Below are 17,216 nucleotides of genomic sequence, written 5' to 3' on the forward strand. Positions count from 1 at the left end.
TGCTTTTTGGCATTGTTTTTGAAATTGAATAAGCAAAAATACAACTATCTCTGATGTTCAGAAAATAAGATGTTGATTTTTTTGGAACTAAAAAAATAATACTAAATTTGTAACGGTCTAAGCCCCTAAATTAACATTATCAATTATGAAAACAATTTTATCATTTATCGCTGTTTGTTTTATTACATTAACAATAAACGCACAAGAATTTAAATTTGAAACTGAAACTATTGACTACGGAAAAGTAGCTATTGGTTCTGAAGGAAAACGTGTATTTGAATTTACCAATGTAGGTGATGCTCCTTTAATTATTAAAGATATTAAATCTACTTGTGGATGTACTGTTCCTAAAAAACCTGAAGCACCAATTATGCCAGGTCAAAAAGGAGAAATTGAAGTATCTTATGACACAAAAAGACCAGGAGGATTTTCTAAAGCAATTACAGTAATTTCAAATGCTAAGAAATCTAGAACAATGCTTAAAATTAAAGGTTTTATTTCTAAGGATGCTGTTCCTGCGAAAGCAAAAACTATGGTGAATGATAGTGAGTAATTACTAAAACACTTAAATATAAAAAAAGCGTCAATTTATAAATTGACGCTTTTTTTATATTTTTTTTTCTAATTTAAATTCAAACTTTAAATCAAATACTCCTCTTTTAATTTTAAGTTTTATTTTTCTATTAGGTTTTGTTTGAAATAAATACATTATTTCTTCTAATTTATATTCATAAGCCTTTTTCCCATTAATAGACATTATAATATCTCCTTCTAATAGGCCTGCCTTATAAGCAGGAGAGCCCTCAACAACTACATTAATCTTATATTTGGGCTTAAACTTATAATGATAAGAGTTTACGAATGAAATAGTATTCCCTTCCTTACTTTCTCCTCCATACGTATTTGCTTTCTTTCTTACGACTTCTTTAACCAGCTCCTTACCATCGTAAACAATATGCAATCCACTCATGTTATAAAAAAAACCCTTTTTTAAGGAAGCATTCTTTTTTAAAGTCATTTTTTTATTAGGATAATCAATCCAAACTTTAAACCTATTTAAAATATTCCCACCTATACTTCCATTTCTTTCTTTAAATTGACGAGCATTAAGTGTAGATACCGTGTCTAAAAAAGAAACTGTTGGCTTTTCTATTAAAAACTTCCCCAAAGACAAGTAAGGTATTTTACTTCTATTTCCATAAATAGTTCCACTCATTCCTTCACCTAAAACATCTCTAAAATATTTTATTGGTGTTTTTATATTTTTTTTTGTTCCTTCAAATAACCACATTGCATCACTACCACCTGTGTCTATCAATAGCTTTACAGCTGTAGTTATATTATTTACAGTGTCAATTCTAGCTTTAACATTTATATAGGGTTTATTTCTATAAAACTGTAATGGGAAAACCTCACATTTTTTACACTTTTGCTCTTTATAACTCTTTGGATTATAAAAAATAATACTTTTTCTATTATAATTTATTTTAGCTATAACATCTTTTAATAAATCATAACCAATAATACCATGAATAGTGGTTCCCATTTTTGCTGACAAATTAAAAGAATCTCTTAAAACAACATATAATTCTTGATTTGAACTTGAAATATTATTAATTCTAAAATTGTTCCCTTTCGAAGATAGAACCTCAATTGGATCACCACTACCTAATCCCCTAACTAAAAACTTATTAACGTTTTTTAAACTAACACTATCACTCTCCATCACATTGAATAATATTGTTTTATTAACCCCAGTATCTAAAATAAAAGATAATTTATGCCCATTAACCTCTAAAGGAATTATTATTAAATTATTTATCAGTTTAAAAGAGACCTCTTGCTTATCTGTATTTTTTCCATAAAACTGAAATTTTCCTTGTGATAAAATCGTAGTATGTAGTAATAAAACAAAAACGTAAAGTATAAGTCTTTTCAAATGGGAGTGTATTTTATATTGTTAATCTTAAATATACAATCTTCAATCCATTTTTTTAGTTTTTTATGATTTTTTTAACCTATAATTTACATGAAGAACAAATTCATTTTCTCGAAAATATTTCGCAAATTTGCCAATCAAACAACTAATTATATTATACAATGCCAGCTATTTCTATCAAAGGAAACTCAATGCCTCAATCACCAATAAGAAAATTGGTGCCTTTTGCTGAGGCTGCTAAAAAAAATGGAACAAAAGTTTTTCATTTAAATATTGGTCAACCAGATATTAACACTCCTCAAGTTGCACTTGATGCTGTTAAAAATAATGCTATTAAGGTATTATCTTATGCTCGTTCTGAAGGTTCTGAAGAGTACAGAACTAAATTAGCTAACTACTATGCTAAAAACGACATTAAAGTTAATGCAAATAACATTATAGCAACAACTGGTGGTTCTGAAGCTTTACTATTTACTATTGGTAGTATTACTGATCCAGGTGACGAAATTATTATTCCTGAACCTTTTTATGCAAACTATAATGGTTTTTCAACTGCTTCAGGTGTAAAAGTAGTTCCTGTAATTTCTAAAATAGAAGATAATTTTGCTTTACCAGCTATTGAAGACTTTGAAAAATTAATTACTTCTAAAACTAAAGCTATTTTAATTTGTAACCCAGGAAACCCAACAGGTTATTTATATAGCGCTGAAGAAATTGAGAAACTAAAACAAATTGTCTTAAAACATGATTTATTTTTAATTGCTGATGAAGTTTATCGTGAATTTACTTACGATGGAGAAAAGCACAATTCGGTAATGAGTTTAGAAGGTTTAGATCAAAACGCTATTATGATAGATTCTGTTTCTAAACGTTACAGTATGTGTGGTGCTAGAATTGGTTGTATCGTTTCTAAAAATAAAGAATTTACAAATACTGCTATTAAATTTGCGCAAGCACGTTTAAGTCCGCCTACATATGCTTTATTAGCAAGTGAAGCTGCTTTAGACACTCCGCAAAGTTATTTTGACGAAGTAATTGAAGAATATGAAGGTCGTAGAAATACATTAATTTCTGAACTACAAAAAATTGAAGGTGTAAAAGTAGCCAACCCAAAAGGGGCTTTTTATTGTGTTGCTGAATTACCTTTAGCTGATGCTGATGATTTTGCGCAATGGATTTTAGAAAAATTCAATCATAATAATGAAACGATTATGGTAGCTCCTGCTAGCGGATTTTACTCAACTAAAGGTGAAGGTAAAAACCAAATTCGTATGGCGTATGTTTTAAACAAAACAGATTTAATACGTTCTGTAGAAATTTTAAAAATCGCTTTAGAACAATATAATAAATAATTCTTTTGAATATTAAAGAAAATATATCATTAAAAGAATACAATACGTTTGGCATTAATATTAATGCTAAACGTTTTGTTTCTATTGACTCGCTATACGGTTTACAACAACTTTTAAAAACAGAAAAAGACATTTTTTTAATTTCTGGTGGTAGTAATATGCTATTAACAAAGAATATTGAAAAACTTGTTGTTCATCTAAATTTAAAAGGAATTTCTATTGATAGAGAAAATGATAATGATATATACATTACTGTAAATGCTGGAGAAAACTGGCATGAATTTGTATTATGGTGTGTTTCTGAAAATTATGGAGGTATTGAAAACTTATCTCTTATACCTGGAAATGTTGGTACCTGTCCTATTCAAAATATTGGTGCCTATGGAGTTGAAGTAAAAGATACCATTAACCGTGTTGAAGCTATCGATATTAACACTGGCAAGTTAGTAACTTTTTCTAATGCCGAATGTAAATTTGGTTACAGAAATTCTATCTTTAAAACTACAGAAAAAGGTAAATACATTATTACTTCTGTAAGTTTTAAACTAACTAAAGAAGAGCATGATCTTAATTTTTCTTATGGTGCTATTGAATCTGAGCTAGCTTTAAATAACATTACAAAACCAACAATAAAAAATATTTCTGACGCTATAATAACAATTCGTCAAAGTAAATTACCCGACCCTAAAAAGATTGGTAATAGCGGGAGTTTTTTTAAAAACCCTGTAATTTCAAAAACAGATTTTGAAAAAATTCAAAAAGAATTTCCAACAATACCTAGTTATATTGTTTCTGAATCAGAAATTAAAGTACCTGCTGGGTGGTTAATTGAACAATGCGGATTTAAAGGCAAGCGTTTTGGTAATTACGGAGTACATGAAAAACAAGCGCTAGTTCTTGTTAATTATGGAGAAGCAACTGGTAAAGAAATTTATGAATTAGCTAAAAAAATACAAAAAACGATTTTAAACACTTTTAATATTGTTTTAGAAATTGAAGTAAACGTAATTTAATCTTCTTTTTTCAAAATTTCAATATGACGTATCAACCTCTTCGTTTCTAACGCTAGGGTTCCGTTATAAACACCTCTTATTCTTCCTTTTTTATCAACCAATATAAAGTTCTCGGTATGAATAAAAGCATCTTCGTTTTGTATTTTCTTAAAATCTTCATCTGCAAAATATCCATTTCTGGCTAAGTTATAAATCTGTTTTTTATTTCCAGTTACCAGATTCCATTTAGTGGATATAATTTTATTATCTAAAGCATATTTTTTTAAAACTGAAACAGAATCTTTTACTGGCATAACAGTATGCGATAACAATAAAACATTTGAATCATTCTTGTATTCTTCTTGAAGTTTACTCATATTTTTTTCTAGAACAGGACAAATACCTGGGCAAGTTGCAAAGAAAAAATCTGTAACATAAATTTTATCCTTGTAATACTGCTTTGTTATTGTTTTTCCTTCTTGATTTATCAAATTAAAATCAGGAACTGTATGTATATTATTATATTCAGGTGAACCTTTAGCAATCCATTCTGGTGTAAACTCTGCCGAATTAAAAAAAGGTAATGTTATTGCTTTATTTACTTTATTTTCTGTTTTACAAGAAGTAAAAACTAGCATTAAAACAAGTAATATAAAGATTACTTCTCTTCGTTCACACTTACCTAACTGTCTATTTAAATTCTTCATTTTTGGTATGTACTGTATAACATTTCTTTAACCCTATCAACCCAAATCGTTCACCTTTTTTGGTTACAAAATTTGCTTTTAGCTTTCCGTTTAGCTGCCACATTTTTTGACTTCCTTCTTCCTTACCTTCCTTAAAATGAAATTCTTTTAATAAATTTCCGTTTTTATACCATTCAGTAACTTTACCATTATATAATCCTTTCGTATTAAAATGATACTCAAACATTGATTTTCCGTTATCAAACCAACCTTCATGAACTCCTGATTTTAATCCATTTGTATAAAATCGCTTAAACCACTTACTCCCATCCATATACCATCCTTTAAAAAAACCATTCTTTTTACCTTGATAATATGTAGCTGTCGATTTTAATTTTCCTTTTGAATAATATTCATCAACGGTTCCTGAATAAGGCTTTTCATTAAAAAATAAAATTCCATTTTTAAGTTTAAAACCAGTATTATTTCGGTTCTTTTTTATAAACGGAATTGTTACCTCATTTATTAATGGAATTTCATCTTGCTTTTCGTTTTTAAGATTACAAGAAACTAAAACGAATATGATAATTGTATAAAATATAAAATTTTTCAAAAAATTATCTTGTTACATTTCCTGCCGTTCCATAAAAACCGCTTCCATTTAAATAAGGATCTTCGTTTGTAATGTGGTAATGATAAATTCCATTAGGAAAATCTGCCGTTGCTGATATATGTCCATGATAATCATCTAAATCATCATTTGTAATTGTTTTACCGTCTTCTAAAGAACCATATACAGGAAATCCGTCTGAAAGTAAGCCTAAAAAAGCATCTTCACCAAAAGTGTCTGTTAAAAATTTTGGTTTAATATGATAATGATATTGTGTATTTGCTGGATGCCCTAAATATTGATCAAAAGAATTTATCTCTCCTGTTAAAGGAGCACCTCCTGCCGCATATTGATTAAAAAACACTACTCCATTTCTTGATATTCCTATTGGTCCCATTGGTGTTGCTGCTTTATTTGCAGCTTCTTTAGGGTTTAAAGGCATTGTAAACGTAATATTTTGTTCTCCTATTGATCCTGGATTTTGATTCCAACTACCATTTGTTCCGTTGTAAGCTTCATACAATGCATTCCCTACTCCCCAATATGGGCTTTTATGATTTGGTAAATCTGTTGTTGTAAACGTTACTGCAGTACCCGAAACAGAATATGAAACAGCCGCTATACCGTCAAATTTTGATAAAATTGATGTAATATCATAATTAGTTACTCCAGAAGTATTATCACCTAAATCTTCCACTGTATCGCTAGAACTACAAGCATTTAGTAAACTTACTATCATTATTAACAATACGACTACTTTAATTGATTGGATTTTTCTCATATATATCGTTTTAAAAATTACTTATTATTTTACTCTCGCAAGCTATTCACTTTTGTTATTAATTCTTCTTTTATAGTAGCATCACTACTACTTAATGGTAATTGATTTTGATTTAATAAGTTTGGATTTTCTAAAGAGTTTAAACTTAAATTATACAAGGCTTCTGTACCATCTGAAAACTTAATATACTTATGGGTTGCATTTCTAATTGTGTAATTTACAGTTCCATTATCTTCACCTATTTCGGTATAAGCATATTCTCTAAAATTAGAATTAGCTGCCGTAAATAACTCTTTAAAACTCTTACTATCATTTACCTCTACAGTACCAGTACCTGCAATATCAGAAATTGTTGCAAACAAATCGGTTGTATTTAATAACGCATCTTCCGATTCGTTAAATCTGTTTATATTTTTACCAGATATAATCATTGGTACGTTTACACCTCCTTGATATACACTTCCTTTTGCTCGCTGACTAGCATATTCTTGAACCACTTGGTTAGGTGTACCGTTGTCTCCAATAAAAATAATTACTGTATTATCTTTTTCTTCTTGAGTCATTGAACTCAACAATCTTCCCATTTCTGTATCTAAAGCTTCTAACATAGCCATGTAATAAGGTTGTGGGTTTGCATCAATACTTGCTTGATCAGACGCTAATGATTGGGTATGTAAATTTGTAGGAGGTAAATGAAAAGGAGTATGCGGCGCATTATATGCCAGCCATAAGAACCATGGTTTTTCTTGTTTATCTATCCAATTTATAGCTAAATCTGTAAATTTTGTAGTTGTATACTCACTAGAATTAGATGTCTGTCCGTTCTCTGTAAAATTCCAATTTGTATACGATTGTACACCTCCTGTTAACAAACCTGCATAATAGCCAACTCCCACTTGTGTTGGATGTAAAACATCATTTGATAAATGCCATTTACCAATAACAGCATGATTATAATCCGAATTACTATTATCTAAATGTTTTTGAAGAGATGTCTCAGATGTTGACAATACATCATTTACTTTCATCACATTTGTTCTAAAGCCATATTTACCTGTTAAAATACTTGCTCTTGTTGGAGTACATGTTGGATATGACCATAAATTATTAAATCGAACTCCATTACTAATCATGTTTTGAAGATTTGGCATTGTTGGTTTTACACTTCCCACATTAAACCCTGGAGTTGCATCTAACCCCATATCATCAGCTATTATTAATAAAATATTAGGTTTACTATTTACTGGAATTAAATCACCAGTATCTGTTTTTGTAGCCGAATCTGTACTACATGAAATGAATAAAATTGTAAAAGTTAAAATAAAACAAAAGATTGTTGATTTCATAAGTTTGCTTTTTACTAAGACCTTCAAAAGGCTAAAAGGTTTAATTTAAGCTAAATATTTGTCAAAAAAAAACAGAAAAAAATTAGTTAAGCCTGTTTTTATATATTTATTATTTCACCTTGAAATAACAATACTTCAAAAATCTAGTCTAATGAAAATTTCAGGAGTTCATTTCTTATTTTTTTAAAAATAAAAAATTAAGAAAGAAATCGAACAATATTTTCTAATCTTACGTATTCATAAAGATCTCATAAGTTTTAAAACTCATGAGATCTATATAAGTAAAAACGAAAAGAACAATTATCTAACCTCTAGATATATGTAATTTTCTTCATTTTTATCTAGGTTATTTACATTTTGAAAAACTAAAATATATTTTAATTGATTAATTCTGGAATACGTATGTTTTTACATTCAGTTATGCTTTTAATAATAGTTTCACTCTTTAAATTAAAAAGATGATTTGTTTCCATAAGCGGAGGAACAGGCATGTTGTAATTATTTAAATTTTCTAAAACAATAGTGTTTATCAAACACTCAAATAAATAATCTTCTGAATAGTCAGGGAAATGAATAAAGCATTGTTTTATCAATGCCGAAGCAGGATAATTTAACCCAGGCATACCATTAACATCAAAAAACTTAAGAACTCCATTTTTATCTAATCTTGCATCAACTCTAGTAGTAGCTCCTATTTCTAAAGTATCTATGATTATTGGCACGTATTTTTCCAATTGAGAAAGGATATTGGGATTACTAACCATTTCTTGCGTCATATAAGAAGGTGGTAATTTATAATGATCTTCGCTAAAAATATCAGTTACACAATCCATCCCTTCAACAACATTGTAACTAGGCAATAGCATTATTTCATTACCTAATCGTAAAAAACCACAAGTAACATCATTATTAGGTAAAAATTCTTCTATTATAATGTTTTCTTCTGGGTAATTATGATGAATTTTCTTAATTGCAATATTCGCTTCTTCCGCAGTGTGCACTTTCGTAATCCCCTGAGATCTAGATTCTTTAACTGGTTTTATAACTAATGGAAAAGAAAGAATACTATTATTAATCAATTCGTTAGCTTTTTCTATATTATTTTGGTCAATAATAAAGTAGTTAGGAATCGGAATATTTGACTCTTTTAATACTTTTTGACAGGTATCTTTTTCTAAAAGTTTTAGCAACGTATTTAAATTGGAACCGAGAAAAGGTACATCATACTTCTCTAGTTGTTCATTTATTGCATATTGTTTATCATTTGTTCCATTAACCCAATAAGCATTAGCCCAAACTAAAGTATCTTTAGTTATTTTTTTTAAAACTTCTTCTAATTCATGAATTTTTTCTACTTCTATTGTTTTTACTTGACATCCTATTTTTTGAAGTGTATTAAGAACAATTTGTAAACTTTTAGGAGATGTCATCCATCCATTTATCCAATGTTCTTTACTGTTTATTATTAAAATTTTCATTATTTTTTACAACCTGTTTGTTTAGGATATGATAATTAATGACATGTCATTTAGTTATCGTATCCTCCTTTTTTAATTAAATATATTAATCTTTGTATTTTCTAGATGCGAGTAATCTTTTGCACCGTATTTTTTAAAATAATTGTATTACTTTTCTTTGATTTTTTTGTAGTTGAAGGGTTAGACTTTACTCACTAAAACAGCGAGTATTTTATGTTTACTTCTAAAGAGAAGTAGAGTCATTTTTTAGTTTCTAAAATTATTAACTTTTTCGTTTTCAGCTAACGTATACATTTGGTTTTAAGTTGGTTGTTAAATTAGATAAAAAAAACATTATAGAGAAATATAACCAATATAAAAACAATCATTTTTTTTAAAGGCAACTTAATTACACCATAGAGGTATTTGATTAAAACATAACGATATTCAACCAAAAAGAAGTACTTATTTATAAGCTTTCATTGAATTCTTTCAATTCACTATTTTTAAGAAAACCCCATGAAACTAAACTCAAAATAATTCAACTATTCACTCAAACTAGTATAGAACTTAAAAAACTGGTAATAATAAATGCTGATAATATCAATTCTTCCTATCTTTAGAAACTACTAAGAAATATGACATATCGAGAGCATTACTACCAGCTCATTCTAAAAATAGAAATATTTTTTTACTGTTTATATTTTCACTTCTTTTTTCTTTGATATCTTAGTGTCATAAACTTTTTCAGGAACACTTGTCCAGTTATGATTCGTATCAAGAGACCCTTCAGGCGGAAGGTGATCAATTACATTAAATTGACTGTTACTTCCTAATATTTCTGTAATTATGATATACTCTGGCACCCACTTATCATTCCCTACTTTTATGATTAAAATATGTGTTATATTTTTTGATAGTAATCCAAAATACGTATCGAATGAAGGTATTGTATTTGTTTCACCTCCTTCATATTGATCCCCTGGTAAATCAGCCCTAGATGTCTTAGATGCATGCCCTGTATCATCAAAAAGTTTGTAGTAAACATTATCATCAGTACCACCACCATCAGCAGTTGTTACTTCCATTTTAAAAGATTCTGTATTTTGGTCTGTATCACTCAATGTTTCGAGCTCAAAATCTATTCTAAACGGATTATCTTCAGTTCCAATACCTGAATCCGTTCCAAAAAATTTATTTACTTTATTGAAACGACACCTTCCTCCATTTTGATTTGTTACCCATATTGTGTCAAGTTCCCAAGTTTTATCATAGAATTTTATTTTCACCCCAATAAAATCATCAGTATCTATACTTTTGCCATCTTTTTTCACTTCTATATTAGCGCAGATGTCTAATTGTCCATTCTCATAAGCATCCTTTCGATTAGAGTAATCTCCAGGCTTAAAATAATCGCTGGTATATTCATTTCCAGCATTATTGTAAATTAAAGCCATTTCAACAGTTTTATCTGTAGAAGCATCGTGAGATCTCCCTGTCGCAATCAGAAATTCATACATAATTTAAGTTTTTTTAATTTACCTACTCATAAGGCTTTTCGGTTTTCGCCTTCTGTATTCCCCCTCAGAAAGGGTCCTTTATTAAAGCGGTTTTTACTCCACTTCTTTTTAAATTGACACAATACACTCCTAATTAATTGTAACATAAATTAAATGCGTATTGTATCAATCATATATATTTTTACAACCGTTCTTACTCATTTATCTATAATTCCAAATCAATTCCTCTAATTACACCTTAAAACAAATAAATACTTGTAAGGTTAAGTAATACTGATATTTTTTTTCAGAACTGATAAAAACTCATATAGTTTATACATTTTTTCATGAAGTGTAATCACTAATAGATAAATATGTAAATAATAGCAATATTGTGAGTCAACGTCTTTTTGTGAATGCTGTAAAAAGAGTTCTTATTTAATTTTTGGCATTTCAAATAAACAACCAGCTAATGGTGTTTCTATAGAATTTAATGCTGTATATATATTATAAACCTCTCCTTCTTTTAAGTCACCCATTGGTAAATACATTATTCCTGGAGCTCCGTTTATCTGATGTTTCGCGATTTCAATTCCACTCCCTAATTCATTCCCTTTTCTTGCAACTACAAAACCTTTATACTTATCAAAACCAAGTGGAGTACGAGGAAAGTTATAATACACCATAATACCATCTCCTGAATCTACAATATTAAGTCCTTCACATTCAGAAAACCCATTTAGGTTCTCTTCAGGTTTACCTAGTAAAACATTTACATAAGCACTAATAACAGTAGGCTCATCTTCATTTAAAGGGCTGTAAACTACAACATAATTATTCTTCTCAAAATCAAGTTTATCACTTGCTATTTCTGTGCGAAAATATCCATCACCTGCATAAAACTTTTTTATGATTGGGTCTTCAAATTCAGAAATCTCTTCTTTATAAATCATTAAAAAACCTCCTTTTCCTTCAGATGAATCTGGACGTAAAACAGTACACCAAAGAGTTCCCGCTGGAGATACCGCAACATCAACAATACTTGTACTCCAACTTACATAAGGTTTTATACTAATTTCTGTACCCAATGGTTTTGCATTAATTCCTTTTAGTTTACTTAATTCAGCTATTTCTATGCTCATTATTTCAATATTTTATACCCTGTTTAATTTTACTTTCCTTCTATATTTAACATTATAAAAGAAACCGTTTATTAAAGTGGTTTCTGCTCCACTACTTTTAGAAGCTTTAAAAACATTATATTTTTGATTGTAATTATATAAATTCTCTGAATTTATTAACTCAGACACTTGTCTTTAAACAACTAAAGGATAATCATATAGCGCCATATTTAATTTCCTGAAGTGAAATTACTTTTAAAAAAGAAAGAGAATATAAAAGATGCCGTGAGTTGGCTTTTTTTTGCTGTGAGTACTATAGAATAATGGTGCGAATAAATGAAATAAATGTGTAGAAATACAGAGACTATTCAAATGATAGGTTCTACAGGTTTTATGGAGATTATTTTATTTTAGAATATGAAAATCCTTAACTACATTTTTATATTTTCCACTAAAAGTTACCTTGTGATTTCCTTTTAGTATTAATAGATTATCGTTTAATATAATTTGCTCAATAGCATTACTGTTTACAATATACTTTCGGTGGGTTCGTATAAATATTTTATTATCAAGTAATTCACTAATTTTCCCTAATGAAACTTGAATAATGTATTTTTCTTTTTCTGTAATAATATTACAGTATCGATCATCTACTTCAATATACAGAATACTAGAGAGCATTACTTTTCTTAATGCATTTGTTTTTTTTATAAATAAATAATCTTGACTAATGACAGTATTTTTATCTTCACTAGAAAAAATATTAGATTGCTCATAAAATTTCTCAACAGCAATCTCCAAAGCATATAACATCTCAAGCTCATTAAATGGTTTAAGTAAGAAGCTGAAAGGCTTTGTAAGCTTAGCTCTTTCAAAAATTTGACGATTCTTTGAACTCGTTAAAAAAACAAAAGGTTTAAGTACATTAGGAGTTATAGAAATGGTTTCTGCAAAGGTTATTCCATCTGGGTTACCATCTAAAAAAACATCAATAATAATTAAATCAATATCTAGTTTATAAAATAACGTTAATGCTTCCTGATAAGAACTTGCTATAGCAACTACGTTATAGTTATTTTGTTCTAACATTTCTCTTAATACGAATGCATCATCAGCCGTATCTTCTATAATTAGAATATTTACCTTATCCATTTTGAACTAATTTAGGAAGTGCAATAATCATTTTCGTTCCGATACCTTCTGTACTTTCAATTAAAAACCTCCCTTTATTCCTCTTAATCATTGATTTACAAAGCTGTATACCTAGTCCTGTACCTAATCCTTTTTGGTTTTTCTTCTTATTAAGAAGTACTCCTTCTTTAAGTAATGCTTCCTGTGTTTCTTTGCTCATTCCTATTCCAGTATCTTCAATTACAAAATAATAAAAACCATCTTCTTCTTTATATAAGTATACTGAAATAATGCCAGTTTCCTTAGAAAACTTAATAGCATTGTCTAATAAATTTCGTGTTGTTATTTTCAGTGAATCTAAATCGGCCCATACAAAAACTGATTTAGGAATCGTATTTTTAAATATAATGTTTTTATCCTCGAATAAAGGTTTGTAATTGTAAGCTGTTTGCTCCATTACCGAACATAGGTTAACTGATTCTCTAGAGAAATATAGTTGATGGTTTTGTATCGTTGCCCAATGTAAAATATTGTCTAATAAACTAGAAGTACTACTCGCTATTGCTGTATTCTTACGGGCTATTTTAGGTAGCTTTTCATAATTGTTATCATTAATATCTTTTAAAAGCTTACTACTCGATTGTTTAAAGGCATTTACAGAAGATCGTAAATCATGACTTATAACAGAAAGCAGTTTGTCTTTAGTAGCATTTAATGTGTTTAGTTCATTCTTTTGAGTTAGAATAATTTTGTTAGTTTTATTTTTTCTATAATAAAAATAAAGACTTGTACTTAGTAATAATAACAATAAAATAGAAGAGATTACAAAGCCATTACGTTGTGTAATTTTTACTTTATTCTCAACTTCTAATAATTTAATTTGTTTTTGTTTCTTGTTAACAGCATATTTTTTTTCCACCTGAGCTATAGACCATATTTCGTTTTGATCATTTAAAGAATCATTCCACCTTTCAAACTCTTTTCTATATACCAACGCTTTAGTGAGGTTTTTTCTGTTTTCTTCTACTACAGACATATTTTTTGAAGTTTTTTTCTTTAATTCAAAATTTTTGAAGTTTTTTGATAATCTATACGCTTTTTCAAAATAAGGTATAGCTTGATTATCTTTGTACTGTACGTAATATAGGTTAGCAATGTCTGTAAAAGAGTTAATTAAAAAAACAGTATCCTTTTGTTTTTCCTGTATTTGATGAGCTTGTAAAAGATATATTTCTGCTTTGTTATATTTAGACAAAAGAAAATAACAAGAACCTAAATCATGAAGAACATAACTTTTTATAGAAGTATTAATTTCAGATGTCATTAAGGTTTCAAAATAACAAATAGCTTCCTTATACTCTTTTAATTCGAAAGCAATACCTCCTAAATTTTTGATAACTTTGTAATAATTAGGAAAACTTTTTGGCACTAAATTATATTCTTTTTTAGCTTCATTAAAAAGTTTCTTTTTCATAAAACTATAACCTCTTACATAATGGCAGTAATCTAGGCTACTTCTTTTTTTAGATGTTTGTAATACCTTTGAAGTATTTACAAGGGTTGAATCCCAATTTTTTTTTAAAAAAAAATACTTCACTTTATCAAAGTCTGTTTTTCTTGAAATCTCAATATGTGGTTTTTGTAAATTTATTTGTTCTTTATCTTTTTTATTTTTTACCTGAGAATTGATTTTAATTGGTAAAGAAAAAAAAACTAATAAAAAAAATAGTTTAAGTAAATACATTAATTTTTTAAGCATTTAATTTTTCTAATAGCAAATACTTAGGTACATTCAGACGTATTATAATACATCTGAACATACCTAAGTAATTTAAATTTGTTTATATATAGTGAACTAGGTTGTAGTCAAAACACCAACTTCTGTACCTCTTGAGGTTTCAGGATCAATATTCCATAAAAACGTTTGCGTCGTTTTTACGTGCTCTAGGGTAACACCTTCTGGAAAATTAATCGCAGTATTCTTTGTATCGAATTTTACTCTAAAAGCTTTGTATGAGATTCTTGACCTATTTTCTCTTAATCTTTCAATTTCATCTTCGCTACAATGAATAAAAAATTGTAATTGATACTCTCCTGCTATACTAACAGATAAAAGCTGAGATACTATAAGTTTAGGACGATCTACTGTTGAATCTATAAAAACAATAGCTTCAATAGCAATATTATGATCTTCTTTAGTAACTCTTACATGCGGAACCAAAGGTGGAGTTTCATTAAAACTATGCGGTATTGTTATATCTCCAGAATGTTCAATTTCTGTTATTTCTCTATGAGAATCACCAGGAGGCAATATTATATTACATTGATTTTTTACGAGGGACATTTCTTTTTATTTATTAATTATTACTACTTTTTTTATATAAAATTTTGTATTATTTTTAATCAACAATAACTTATTTCATCAAAAATTTCACCGAATATAATAAAAGTTCTATTATTAAAAACAAAATTGAGATATTCTTTTAATTTATTAGTTTTCAGATGCTATATACAAGAAATCACAAATTTTAAACATAATTTTTACGCTTTATCAAATAATGATTTATGGATAAATCCTGCCACAATTGCTCCTGCAATAGGTGCAATCCAAAACAACCAAGATTGTGTTAAGTATTCACCACCTGCAAATATTGCCTGGCTCATAGAACGTGCAGGATTTACTGATGTATTTGTTATTGGTATACTTATTAAATGTATTAAAGTTAACCCTAACCCAATAGCTATTGGAGCAAATCCTTTAGGTGCTCTTTCATTTGTGCTTCCTAAAATAATTAACAAGAAAAACATAGTTAATAAAAACTCAGCTATAAAAGCAGAAGCCATATCATAACCACCTGGAGATAAACTTCCATAACCATTGGCTGCAAACCCACCTATAGATTCAAAATCAGATTTACCTGAAACAATTAAATACAAAGCTCCAGCTGCTAAAATTGCTCCTGTTAATTGAGATATAATATACGGTACCAACTCTTTTGCAGAAAACTTACCTCCTGCCCACAAACCAAATGAAACTGCAGGATTAAAATGCCCTCCAGAAATATGTCCTACAGCATACGCCATTGTTAATACTGTTAAACCAAAAGCTAAAGAAACTCCCATAAAACCGATTCCTAAACCAGGAAAACCAGCTGCAAAAATTGCACTACCACAACCTCCAAAAACTAACCAAAATGTTCCGAATAATTCTGCTAAATATTTTTTCATATGTTATTATTTTAAATTAATTGATTATTAATTATGACCCTAAAAAAACTAAAAGTCACATCTATAATTCTATCTCAAATAAATTTTATAAATAATCATTTTTGTATCTTTGCAGTACATAAACTCTATAAAATGAAATTATTTTTTGTTACCTTCGGATTGTTGGCTTTAGCTTTTGCTGGAATTGCTATAAAAATTTGGGCAAAAAAAGATGGTGAATTTGCTGGTACTTGTGCTAGTCAAAACCCTGTATTAAATGAAAGCGGTGAAGCATGTGGTTTTTGTGGTAAAACACCTGATCAATTTGATTCTTGTAGTGAACCTGAACACGAAAGTTAATATCTCTTACTTTAATATTACATTTCACAGCTATTTTGGTGTTTTTTAATGCCTAAAATTCAATCATTGATTTTTATATTAATACTTAACATTTGTTTAATATCATTATATTTATCAAATACAATTTCTAAACCTACACATTGGAAGTAAATAAAGAAAAAGTACTTGAACATATTCAGTTAGCTAAAAAAGGAAATCAATTATCTTTTAACTTTCTATTAGATACCTTTTGGGGGAATGTATATCATTACCAGTTATCAAAAATTAAAAATGATAATGATGCTGAAGATATTACCATTCGTACTTTTTCTAAAGCTTTTGATAAAATTCATACATTTGATGAAAAATATCAATTTAAAACATGGTTAATTTCTATTTCTAAAAATGTTTATATTGATTCTTTAAGGAAGAAAAAAACATCTATTTTAGTAGACACTTCTAAAGAACAAGAAGAAGCCGCTTTTCGAGTTGTTGACAAATCTCCTTCTCCTGAAGATAAAATTATTACGGAACAAAATTTAGCAAAACTCTTAAAAGATATTAAAAAGTTAAAACCTAAATACCAAGAAATAATTAATTTACGCTTTTTTCAAGAATTAAGCTACAAAGAAATTTCTGAAATAATTAGTGAACCAATGAATAACGTTAAAATAAAATTATTGAGAGCTAAAAAATTATTAGCTGAAATAATAAAGAAAGCTTAACTTACCAAGGTTTTAATTCTCAGGTTATCAA

Annotated in this window: 17 protein-coding genes; 5 read left to right on the forward strand and 12 right to left on the reverse strand. The window is 28.3% G+C overall.

Annotated features, from left to right (window positions below; genetic code table 11):
- The first annotated feature begins 145 nt into the window (after nt 1-145).
- Entirely contained in the window at nt 146-553 is a 408-nt protein-coding gene (locus H518_RS0113865; RefSeq protein WP_028889621.1) for a DUF1573 domain-containing protein, read from the forward strand.
- 54 nt (nt 554-607) lie between these two features.
- Here H518_RS0113865 and H518_RS0113870 read toward each other — a convergent pair whose 3' ends face one another.
- Complete coding sequence (locus H518_RS0113870; protein WP_028889622.1) at nt 608-1,939, reverse strand: aspartyl protease family protein; 1,332 nt, start codon at nt 1,937-1,939, stop codon at nt 608-610.
- A 161-nt stretch (nt 1,940-2,100) separates the two neighbouring features.
- On the opposite strand from H518_RS0113870, the gene H518_RS0113875 reads away from it, so the two are divergent.
- Together H518_RS0113875 and murB are read left to right on the forward strand one after the other, a co-directional pair.
- A complete protein-coding gene (locus H518_RS0113875; RefSeq protein WP_028889623.1) occupies nt 2,101-3,291 on the forward strand; it encodes a pyridoxal phosphate-dependent aminotransferase in 1,191 nt (396 codons plus the stop codon).
- A gap of 5 nt (nt 3,292-3,296) precedes the next feature.
- Nucleotides 3,297-4,304 carry a UDP-N-acetylmuramate dehydrogenase gene (gene murB, locus H518_RS0113880; RefSeq protein WP_028889624.1) on the forward strand — a complete coding sequence of 336 codons (1,008 nt, stop codon included), beginning with the start codon at nt 3,297-3,299 and terminating at the stop codon, nt 4,302-4,304.
- Here the strand turns inward: murB and H518_RS0113885 are convergent.
- The 11 genes from H518_RS0113885 to aqpZ form a co-directional block, all read right to left on the reverse strand.
- Complete coding sequence (locus H518_RS0113885) at nt 4,301-4,990, reverse strand: SCO family protein (protein WP_028889625.1); 690 nt, start codon at nt 4,988-4,990, stop codon at nt 4,301-4,303. The two genes, murB and H518_RS0113885, sit on opposite strands and share 4 nt — an antisense overlap.
- A complete protein-coding gene (locus H518_RS0113890; protein ID WP_051263785.1) occupies nt 4,974-5,582 on the reverse strand; it encodes a toxin-antitoxin system YwqK family antitoxin in 609 nt (202 codons plus the stop codon). The genes H518_RS0113885 and H518_RS0113890 overlap by 17 nt, the downstream gene beginning before the upstream one ends.
- 4 nt (nt 5,583-5,586) lie before the next feature.
- Entirely contained in the window at nt 5,587-6,360 is a 774-nt protein-coding gene (locus H518_RS0113895) for a YHYH protein (RefSeq protein WP_028889627.1), read from the reverse strand.
- 29 nt (nt 6,361-6,389) lie between these two features.
- The gene (locus tag H518_RS0113900) at nt 6,390-7,706 is read right to left on the reverse strand and encodes a sulfatase-like hydrolase/transferase (RefSeq protein WP_028889628.1); all 1,317 of its coding nucleotides are present in this window, start codon (nt 7,704-7,706) and stop codon (nt 6,390-6,392) included.
- 377 nt (nt 7,707-8,083) lie between these two features.
- The gene (locus tag H518_RS0113905) at nt 8,084-9,184 is read right to left on the reverse strand and encodes a D-alanine--D-alanine ligase family protein (protein WP_028889629.1); all 1,101 of its coding nucleotides are present in this window, start codon (nt 9,182-9,184) and stop codon (nt 8,084-8,086) included.
- Nucleotides 9,185-9,861: 677 nt separating this feature from the next.
- Complete coding sequence (locus H518_RS0113910; protein WP_028889630.1) at nt 9,862-10,683, reverse strand: hypothetical protein; 822 nt, start codon at nt 10,681-10,683, stop codon at nt 9,862-9,864.
- 413 nt (nt 10,684-11,096) lie between these two features.
- A complete protein-coding gene (locus H518_RS0113915; RefSeq protein ID WP_028889631.1) occupies nt 11,097-11,804 on the reverse strand; it encodes a hypothetical protein in 708 nt (235 codons plus the stop codon).
- Between the two features lie 384 nt (nt 11,805-12,188).
- Nucleotides 12,189-12,935 (reverse strand): LytR/AlgR family response regulator transcription factor, encoded by a 747-nt coding sequence (locus tag H518_RS0113925; RefSeq protein WP_028889632.1) that lies wholly within the window; start codon nt 12,933-12,935, stop codon nt 12,189-12,191.
- Nucleotides 12,928-14,658, reverse strand: a complete 1,731-nt coding sequence (locus H518_RS19925; RefSeq protein ID WP_081411202.1) for a tetratricopeptide repeat-containing sensor histidine kinase — start codon at nt 14,656-14,658, stop codon at nt 12,928-12,930. The genes H518_RS0113925 and H518_RS19925 overlap by 8 nt, the downstream gene beginning before the upstream one ends.
- Nucleotides 14,659-14,769: 111 nt before the next feature.
- The gene (locus H518_RS0113935) at nt 14,770-15,258 is read right to left on the reverse strand and encodes a hypothetical protein (protein WP_155995230.1); all 489 of its coding nucleotides are present in this window, start codon (nt 15,256-15,258) and stop codon (nt 14,770-14,772) included.
- A gap of 197 nt (nt 15,259-15,455) precedes the next feature.
- Complete coding sequence (aqpZ, locus tag H518_RS0113940; protein WP_028889634.1) at nt 15,456-16,142, reverse strand: aquaporin Z; 687 nt, start codon at nt 16,140-16,142, stop codon at nt 15,456-15,458.
- Between the two features lie 132 nt (nt 16,143-16,274).
- On the opposite strand from aqpZ, the gene H518_RS0113945 reads away from it, so the two are divergent.
- Together H518_RS0113945 and H518_RS0113950 are read left to right on the forward strand one after the other, a co-directional pair.
- Nucleotides 16,275-16,481, forward strand: coding sequence for a hypothetical protein (locus tag H518_RS0113945; protein ID WP_028889635.1), 207 nt, complete (start codon nt 16,275-16,277; stop codon nt 16,479-16,481).
- A gap of 140 nt (nt 16,482-16,621) precedes the next feature.
- Complete coding sequence (locus tag H518_RS0113950) at nt 16,622-17,185, forward strand: RNA polymerase sigma factor (protein ID WP_028889636.1); 564 nt, start codon at nt 16,622-16,624, stop codon at nt 17,183-17,185.
- Nucleotides 17,186-17,216 lie beyond the last annotated feature (31 nt).

This window comes from Tenacibaculum ovolyticum DSM 18103 (assembly GCF_000430545.1).
GTDB classification, from domain to species: Bacteria; Bacteroidota; Bacteroidia; order Flavobacteriales; family Flavobacteriaceae; genus Polaribacter; species Polaribacter ovolyticus.

Coding starts and splice junctions, on each gene's coding strand:
- H518_RS0113865 (WP_028889621.1), top strand. CDS start 146: ATGAAAACAATTTTATCATTTATCGCTGTTTGTTTTATTACATTAACA.
- H518_RS0113875 (WP_028889623.1), top strand. CDS start 2,101: ATGCCAGCTATTTCTATCAAAGGAAACTCAATGCCTCAATCACCAATA.
- H518_RS0113885 (WP_028889625.1), bottom strand. CDS start 4,990: ATGAAGAATTTAAATAGACAGTTAGGTAAGTGTGAACGAAGAGAAGTA.
- H518_RS0113895 (WP_028889627.1), bottom strand. CDS start 6,360: ATGAGAAAAATCCAATCAATTAAAGTAGTCGTATTGTTAATAATGATA.
- H518_RS0113900 (WP_028889628.1), bottom strand. CDS start 7,706: ATGAAATCAACAATCTTTTGTTTTATTTTAACTTTTACAATTTTATTC.
- H518_RS0113905 (WP_028889629.1), bottom strand. CDS start 9,184: ATGAAAATTTTAATAATAAACAGTAAAGAACATTGGATAAATGGATGG.
- H518_RS0113910 (WP_028889630.1), bottom strand. CDS start 10,683: ATGTATGAATTTCTGATTGCGACAGGGAGATCTCACGATGCTTCTACA.
- H518_RS0113915 (WP_028889631.1), bottom strand. CDS start 11,804: ATGAGCATAGAAATAGCTGAATTAAGTAAACTAAAAGGAATTAATGCA.
- H518_RS0113925 (WP_028889632.1), bottom strand. CDS start 12,935: ATGGATAAGGTAAATATTCTAATTATAGAAGATACGGCTGATGATGCA.
- H518_RS19925 (WP_081411202.1), bottom strand. CDS start 14,658: ATGTATTTACTTAAACTATTTTTTTTATTAGTTTTTTTTTCTTTACCA.
- H518_RS0113935 (WP_155995230.1), bottom strand. CDS start 15,258: ATGTCCCTCGTAAAAAATCAATGTAATATAATATTGCCTCCTGGTGAT.
- aqpZ (WP_028889634.1), bottom strand. CDS start 16,142: ATGAAAAAATATTTAGCAGAATTATTCGGAACATTTTGGTTAGTTTTT.
- H518_RS0113945 (WP_028889635.1), top strand. CDS start 16,275: ATGAAATTATTTTTTGTTACCTTCGGATTGTTGGCTTTAGCTTTTGCT.